This is a genomic window from uncultured Mucilaginibacter sp. (assembly GCF_903913935.1).
Taxonomy (GTDB): domain Bacteria; phylum Bacteroidota; class Bacteroidia; order Sphingobacteriales; family Sphingobacteriaceae; genus Mucilaginibacter.
The window spans coordinates 1-6,335 of sequence record NZ_CAIWNH010000555.1 but is presented as its reverse complement, the minus strand read 5'-3'; the positions used below and the strand labels follow the sequence as shown (position 1 = coordinate 6,335).

The 6,335-nt window shown below is 43.7% G+C and carries 4 protein-coding genes and 2 pseudogenes; 5 read left to right on the top strand and 1 reads right to left on the bottom strand.

From position 1 onward, the window contains the following. The 5 genes and pseudogenes from pflA to QZY09_RS22410 all read left to right on the top strand — a co-directional run. Positions 1 to 395 (top strand): annotated as a pseudogene (gene pflA, locus QZY09_RS22430) (pyruvate formate lyase 1-activating protein); the annotation flags it as partial. Positions 396 to 629: 234 nt separating this feature from the next. Beyond that, on the top strand, positions 630 to 3,239 hold the full coding sequence (gene mutS / locus QZY09_RS22425; protein ID WP_295676365.1) for a DNA mismatch repair protein MutS: 2,610 nt from the start codon (positions 630 to 632) through the stop codon (positions 3,237 to 3,239). A 151-nt stretch (positions 3,240 to 3,390) separates the two neighbouring features. Continuing rightward, positions 3,391 to 4,413 (top strand): hypothetical protein, encoded by a 1,023-nt coding sequence (locus tag QZY09_RS22420; RefSeq protein ID WP_295676364.1) that lies wholly within the window; start codon positions 3,391 to 3,393, stop codon positions 4,411 to 4,413. Positions 4,414 to 4,606: 193 nt separating this feature from the next. Further along, positions 4,607 to 5,173, top strand: coding sequence for an NlpC/P60 family protein (locus QZY09_RS22415; RefSeq protein WP_295676362.1), 567 nt, complete (start codon positions 4,607 to 4,609; stop codon positions 5,171 to 5,173). A 31-nt stretch (positions 5,174 to 5,204) separates the two neighbouring features. Then, positions 5,205 to 5,330, top strand: coding sequence for a hypothetical protein (locus tag QZY09_RS22410; RefSeq protein ID WP_260146635.1), 126 nt, complete (start codon positions 5,205 to 5,207; stop codon positions 5,328 to 5,330). 14 nt (positions 5,331 to 5,344) lie between these two features. Here QZY09_RS22410 and QZY09_RS22405 read toward each other — a convergent pair. Further along, positions 5,345 to 6,335 (bottom strand): annotated as a pseudogene (locus QZY09_RS22405) (hypothetical protein); the annotation flags it as partial.

Here is a 6,335-nt window from a genome sequence, read left to right as displayed (position 1 = left end):
TACATGAATTACTGGAATATACCGACATTTTGTTGCTGGATGTGAAGCATATCAACGATGAATGGCACCATAAACTAACCGGTTTATCCAACAAAACCACGCTTGAACTTGCAGCCTACAGGGAGTCAACAGGGAGGCCGATGTGGCTTCGCTATGTATTGGTACCAGGCTGGACGGACCAGCCGGACTATATTGAAGAATGGTGCCGCCATTTTACCAATTACAAAACCGTTGAAAGGGTTGAAATAATAAGTTTTCACCAGTTGGGACGCCATAAATGGGATAGCATGGGTATGATCTATCCGCTCATTGACACCCCGGTACCCACCCGGGAACACAGGCACCAGGTAAAGGCAATATTTAAAAAATATTTTAAGCAAATAGCGCTTAAGTAGTTTGTTGCCAGGTTAAATTTAGCATTCGGAAAGGGTACAATGTTGCGCCGGATTAATCCACAAAACAATCATTTTTCCACAAAGCGGTTATAAACGGCTTTAGGCATTAACTTTGCCGTTTGGTTTTGGGGTGAGTTGAAGAAGTTGTAAAGGTTGTAGTTGTTTAAAAGGTAAACAATTAATAAACCTTACAACCTTTTACAACCCTAACAACCTATTTAACTAAACAGAAAATTGGCAAAGGAAACCGGGAAAGAAACGCCTTTAATGCAGCAGTATAACCAGGTAAAGGCTAAATACCCTGGCGCTTTACTGCTTTTTCGCGTGGGTGATTTTTACGAAACCTTTGGCGAGGATGCGATAAAAACAGCGGGCATATTAGGAATTGTGCTTACCCGAAGGGCAAACGGTGCAGCTACCCATATCGAGCTTGCCGGCTTTCCGCACCATTCGCTGGATACTTATTTGCCTAAACTCGTTAGAGCAGGGCAACGCGTGGCGATCTGCGACCAACTGGAAGACCCCAAAGCCACCAAAACCATTGTAAAGCGCGGGGTGACGGAGCTGGTTACGCCTGGGGTTGCCATCAATGACAATATTCTCCACCAAAAAAGCAACAATTATCTTGCGTCGCTGCATTTTGACAAAAACAGCATCGGGGTAGCGTTTATAGATATCAGCACCGGTGAATTTTTAACGGCGCAGGGCAGCAGCAGTTATATTGATAAACTGCTGCAAAGCTACTCGCCGAGCGAAGTGATCTATACAAAAAGCCGCCGGCATGATTTTAAAGAGTTGTTTGGCGACAGGTTTTATACCTACACTCTTGATGAATGGCCCTATAGCGGCGATTACGCCAACGAAGTGCTGCTGAAACATTTTGGCGTAAAATCATTAAAAGGTTTCGGGATCGATAAGCTTGGCCTTGGTATTGTGGCGGCGGGTGTAGCGTTGCATTACCTTAATGAGACGGAACACCGTAACCTGCAGCATATTTCGGCTATCAGCAGGATAGAAGAGGACCGTTACCTGTGGCTTGACCGCTACAGCGTACGTAACCTGGAGCTTGTGGGCTCGGCCAATGAGAACGCACATACATTGGTTGAGGTGCTTGATCAAACCTGCTCCCCGATGGGCGCCCGTTTGCTGAGGCGCTGGATAGTAATGCCGCTTAAGGAGATCAAACCCATCAACGACAGGCTAAATGTGGTGGAGTTCCTGATAGAACAGGAAGACTTGCGGGAAAGCCTGAAACAAAATATCCGACTGATAGGCGATTTGGAGCGATTGATCTCCAAAATCGGCCTCCTGAAAGCCAACCCGAGAGAAGTTTGCCAGTTAAAAAAAGCCCTGAATGCTATCGGTCTGATCAAAAAACTGGGCGAAACATCACCGAGCCTGCCATTACAGGCCATCAGCGCACAACTGAATCCCTGCACGCTTATTTGCGAAAAGATTGAAAAAGAGCTGAGCGCCGAGCCACCCGTGATGCTGGTAAAAGGCAGCGTAATGAACGAAGGGATTAATGAAGAACTTGACCGCCTGCGGAAGATTGCCTTTGGCGGAAAGGGTTATTTACTGGAGATCCAGAAGCGTGAGGCGGAGACAACCGGAATTCCGTCCCTGAAAGTGTCCTTCAATAATGTGTTCGGGTATTACCTGGAAGTTACTCATAGTCACAGGGATAAGGTACCAACGGAGTGGATCCGGAAGCAAACTTTGGTGAATGCCGAACGGTATATTACTCCCGAATTAAAAGAATACGAAGAACAGATATTAGGCGCCGAAGAAAAGATCCTGGCACTGGAAACAAAACTCTATAATGATTTGGTGTATTCACTGGCTGAGTATATTAAACCTATTCAATTGAACGCTCAATTGATTGCCCGGCTGGATGTGTTGCTCAATTTTGCCACCATCGCCATAAAAAATTATTATGTTAAACCGGAAGTAAACGACAGCCGGTTAATTGATATAAAAGGCGGAAGGCACCCGGTTATTGAAAAAACTTTGCCGCTGGGCGAAGAGTATATCACCAACGATGTTTACCTCGATTCAGAAACGCAACAGATTATTATCATTACAGGGCCCAATATGGCGGGTAAGTCAGCATTGTTAAGGCAAACCGGTCTCATTGTACTGATGGCGCAAATGGGTTGCTTTGTACCTGCTAAAACGGCGTCTATCGGGCTGGTGGATAAGATCTTTACAAGGGTGGGCGCATCAGATAACCTGTCATCGGGAGAGTCAACTTTTATGGTGGAGATGAACGAAACAGCAAGTATCCTTAATAACCTGTCTGACAGGAGTTTGATCCTGCTGGATGAGATAGGAAGGGGGACGAGCACCTATGACGGGATCTCCATCGCATGGTCTATCGCCGAATTTCTGCATAACCAGCCGCAAGCCCGTGCCAAAACCCTCTTTGCGACACATTACCATGAACTAAATGAGTTGAGCAATAGCTTCAGTCGCATCAAAAATTTCAATGTATCGGTAAAAGAGATCGGCCACCAGATCATCTTCCTCAGGAAGCTGGTTCCCGGCGGCAGCGAACATAGTTTCGGGATCCATGTGGCTAAACTAGCTGGGATGCCGCAAAAAGTATTGAGCCGCGCCAATGAGATCCTCAAAAAACTGGAAGCCGAGCGGACAGGAGGGGAGCACATTAAAGAGAGTATCCGGAAAGTACAGAAACAGGCGGTGCAAATGCAGATGTTCTCTATAGATGACCCGGTACTGGTAAAAATACGGGATACACTTAATAACCTTGATGTAAATACCTTAACGCCGGTTGAAGCTCTGATGAAACTGGATGAGATTCAGCGGGTGATAAAAGGCTGAGTTTATTGAAGTTTTTTGACTTCCTAGTTTTCAATTAACGATATTGCCTGCCGCATGCAGTTTTTTTTTCTTTACGATTTTGCTTGATCGGAGCCCATGTCAGATCAACATAGCCTGAATTAAATGTGAATTTTTTTTATATTTGATTCAGATGTTTAAATCTCTAAGCTCGCTTTTCTTTTTCGCTTTTATTATTGTTGGCTGCAGTAAAAATCAGGCATCGAATCCTTTAAAAATACCTGTAAAAACAGTACCTGACTCATTGAAGTCTGTTATTACTATTTTGGCGGGCAGCGTGGAGGGATTTGCCGATGGCACGGGCAATAAGGCCCTTTTTAATCATCCAACAGGCGCGGCGTTTGATTTGAACGGTAACCTCCTTATTGCAGATGAGTTTAATAACCGCATCAGGAAAATAACACCTCTCGGGGTTGTTACCACCCTGGCGGGTAATGGGATCAAGGTGGATGCAGACGGTCCGGAGTTGACCGCATCTTTTTTCAACCCTATAAGTTTAACAGTCGACAAATCCGGAAATATTATTATTGTTGATATTGGTAAACCGGGCGGTGGTTACAACCTTCGGAAAATATCAAATACCGGAAATGTAACTACAATGCCGGTAATCTACAACGGGCAGGAAATCCATCATCGATTGTCTAGTTTGGTTATTGATGAAACGGGCAATATTTTTGTTTGGGACATGGATGCAAACGATATAAAAAAAATAGGCCCTTCCGGCTCGGTAAGTTCTATCACTTTTCCATCGTTTCCATTGTATACAGGCATTGTTTCGGGATTTGCTTTTGATACCGCGGGGAATTTATTTATTTCTAACGCAAATGAAGCTCGGGTATTCAAAGTAAAAACCGATGGTAGCATTGCTTTATTTTCAACAAGTTACACTAAAGCCGTTGACGGCGCCAATATCCAGGTAAATAATACCAGCCCATCGAGTATTGTCATTGATAAAAATGACAATTTATTTTTATCCGACTTCCAATCGATCAGGTTGATTACTAAGGGAGGTTTCGCTACAACCGCAGTTATAAATTGTTATCCAGGCCTGGCATTTTATAATTATTTGCAGATTAATGCCATTGATGCCGCAGGCAGCATCTATATTCCTGATGCGTCGAACAATCTTATCAGGAAAATAGCCTTTTTGCCCTAAAATAGTACAGGTACCATAAAGAGCATTTTTTTTCATAAGTTGATTTTGAGCATTTTCAAAGAAAAAAAGGCAGAATAACATTAATTATTCCCTCTTTAAATCGGTTTTTACTGATTTCCGGACTTCCTCCCATGTTAAGATGTTAAAAACCTCTGTGTAACTTTCTAAGCCCTTTACCCGTATTTTTATGCGGATGAAAAAAATACACTACCTGTATGGCGTTTTATTAGTTACTATTATGGTGCTATCCTCATGCCATGCCCGCAAGGCTGCTATGCGTGGCCAACCGGGCGAGGTGGTAAAACCACAGCAAAGCGTCGCCGAAAAATATTCGGCAATTATGGGAGTGGAGAAAAGTGACATTCAAAACGGCAGGCTTTACGAGTTTATTGACGACTGGATGGGCACGCCTTATCATTTCGGCGGGCAGGATAAAAGCGGTGTTGACTGCTCAGGCCTGGCACAGTTACTTGAAGCACAAGTTTTTGGTGTGGAGATCCCGCGCTCAACCGGCGAACAGATCAATGTTATTAAACGCAAGTATGAAGAAGAACTGGTTGAAGGCGACCTGATATTTTTTGATTACGACGGCAAGAAATTCAGCCATGTGGGGGTTTACCTGCAGAATGGCTATTTTGTTCATGCCAGCTCAACAAAAGGGGTAACCATCACCCGGTTGCATGATCCATATACCTATAGATACTTTTCGCGTTGCGGCTCAGTGATCGTACAGGACCCAAATTCAGCGCCAGGTAAATAATCAGGCATAATTTGCGTAACTTTGCCTCATCATGGCAGACGAAAAAGACAAATACAGTTTCTGGACAAAATACAAACGTTTCGCGGGTAACGAGATACTACTCTATGTGATTATGATCATTGGCATTATCCTTGGTCTTATCATTTTCAGTAAATAGTTTCTGCGGGAATTTTAATTTTTCACCAAACTAACGGTATATTCATCGGCATCCACCACATCCTGGAAAAAGTCGACCAGGTCCAGGTAAGTATCTTTGCTATACGTACCGTCAATCAATTGAAATTTACGTTTATAGGTTAAAACGTTACCTTTAAGTTCCATCGTCGCAGTAAACCTTCCAAAGGGTTTGTCCATTACAATGTTCAACGGTGTTTTTTCAAGTCGATATCCGGTGGGGATAGTATAGGTTATTTCGTCAACATCCGTAAAACCCCGGTTAATATAGACATCGTTTTGCCGGTTGGTTACCTGCCTGGGCGGCGATTCGATCCTGTTGACAGAATTGATCATAAAATAGCACTTTCCATCGCTTATAGCGGCATAATCCCTTGCGTTCAGTTTAATGTTTTCAGTTGTAAAAGGCTTGAAACTTTTATCTTGTTTTAAATCAAGGCCAAGGATATCCATGTTATTAATCGGGTAGATCTTTTGGATCATTTTATATTGCTCCTTTACGGGCTCATTAACAATTTCATCACGGTTATCATAATTGGCGCCGTAAAAAGCTGTGGTCATCGCTCCGGATAACCCGCCATCGCCGTTGATTACAAATTCTGCTTTGCGCTTTTCGAGGTCGTCATCTACGGTGTACTTTGGGGTGTGCAACAATTTGCCGCCTTCAGGGGTACATGCTAAAACATTGCGATCGTCGGTAAAATCCCCCAGGTAGCCAAAAGGTATGGTCTGGCTGGTGCAATCGGCCCATGTGGTATCGTTTTTAAACGGAATACATAAAATAATATGATCGCCTTGGTCCATACTGGCAAAATCATTCAATAAATTCACTTTGTGGTTTCTGCCTGATTTTACAACACAATACCATGATTCGATATTCACGGCCTTCAGCAAAGCCTGGGTATAGTTTACCAGCGCTTTGCAGTCGCCATAGTTTTGTTGATCCACGTCTGAGGCCAAAAAAGGTTGATTCCCGCCAATCCCCACC

Bases quoted from the DNA above. Each gene is read 5' to 3' on its own strand.
- QZY09_RS22415 (WP_295676362.1), top strand. From the start codon at position 4,607: ATGAAAAAAATACACTACCTGTATGGCGTTTTATTAGTTACTATTATG.
- QZY09_RS22420 (WP_295676364.1), top strand. From the start codon at position 3,391: ATGTTTAAATCTCTAAGCTCGCTTTTCTTTTTCGCTTTTATTATTGTT.
- QZY09_RS22410 (WP_260146635.1), top strand. From the start codon at position 5,205: ATGGCAGACGAAAAAGACAAATACAGTTTCTGGACAAAATACAAACGT.